We start from the raw sequence: 1,373 nt of genomic DNA, 5'->3' as shown, positions 1-1,373 counted from the left end.
TGATCGCGAGCTGCGTGACACGTGGCAGCGTCCCGGTGGTGGTTGATACTGCCTGTGACTGGGTAAAGCCAATCTACCTTACTGATCACGACATCGATGTTATGGACCGCCAGACGAAAAAAGACATTCTGGCGCATAACAAAGCGTGGGCAAGAAATTGTCAAAACTTCTGATATCAAAGGGGCGACCTGAATTTGTAAAAGTTATCACTATGGAAATGAGATAAGGAGAATGAATACATTAATGGCTGCAGCCTAGGTGATGGAAGGTTTACTAAGATTTTTGGTAGTTGAAAAAATTTTTCTTTCAGAATTAAGTTGTATACACAAGCAATATAGCTATACGCATATTTACATGTTGAAACGGATAAGTTAGATTTTTCCTACATTTCACAGCATAAGGAGTCTGCATTAATGGCTGATGCAGAAAACTCTTCTACCGCAGCACAGGTTGCAAAAGTTTTTCTTGATGCAACACTAAGCTTTTATGATAAAGCGCCGATAATCGCTAGCATTGGATACCTCCTGATTGCAAGCGTACCGTTTCTGTATCTGATCCTTAGGTTTGCTGCTAAGATTAAGAAGTTAGATAACGAAAAAATCATCGCTCTATATGAAAAGGGATCACAGGCATAGAAACATGAGCTTCAGAGCTGGATGCGGGTGTGTGTACATCCGTACTTTTACGAGCATGAGGATGAAATGGAAATAATAATTCCCGTAGTTATAGTGTTTGCACTGTTATGGCAGGCGGTAAGCTACGCAAGAGTTGTTTTTTTACGCCGTCATTTGATGATGCCGCTTGTTGAACGCTTTTTAAAACGCGTTGATGCATCTGACTTGCAGAAAAAACTCGCAGCGGATGCCTTTCAGGATGCACTTTCAGTGTTATTACCGATTCACCTCTTAAGGGCACATCTTGCACAAGAAAGAGACAAGGTTAACCTTGTTGAAGATGTTGAACAGAAAGAGTTTATGGCACATTGCATGGAAGAGACTCCTGCAAATGAGGCTCTCAGCGAGATCATCTATATGATGTTTAAGCTTAACCTCAAATTTAATAAACCATTACACTTTATATCTTTCATCTGCAGGAGGGGTTCTAATCATTCATCAAGAATCCACAGAGATAAGGTGAAGCAAGAGGTTGGTAGTGTTTATGCTGATTTGAAGCATCAACATCAGCACTAAGACGTAATCAAAGCCCAGCGGTTTTTCCGCAACAATTGAAGCCACTAGTACCTGCTAGTGGCTTTTTAATTGCCAACACTGTGGGTAGACTCATCGTAATGAGAATATCCCCACTCGCGGATAGTCAAACAAATATCCCCTGCAAAGTATAAAACGGCCTCGCCCCCGCGGGGCATTTTTAAT

The 1,373-nt window shown here is 41.4% G+C and carries 2 protein-coding genes; both read left to right on the top strand.

What is annotated here, in order from left to right:
* Positions 1-413 precede the first annotated feature (413 nt).
* Positions 414-635, top strand: a complete 222-nt coding sequence (locus ACJ9N4_RS20840; RefSeq protein ID WP_411500795.1) for a hypothetical protein — start codon at positions 414-416, stop codon at positions 633-635.
* 66 nt (positions 636-701) lie between these two features.
* The gene (locus tag ACJ9N4_RS20835) at positions 702-1,190 is read left to right on the top strand and encodes a hypothetical protein (protein ID WP_411500794.1); all 489 of its coding nucleotides are present in this window, start codon (positions 702-704) and stop codon (positions 1,188-1,190) included.
* The last annotated feature ends 183 nt before the right edge of the window (positions 1,191-1,373 follow it).

The organism is Enterobacter sp. LM3 (assembly GCF_046622475.1).
GTDB lineage: Bacteria > Pseudomonadota > Gammaproteobacteria > Enterobacterales > Enterobacteriaceae > Enterobacter > Enterobacter cloacae_P.
This window is presented reverse-complemented; position numbering and strand designations above follow the sequence as displayed.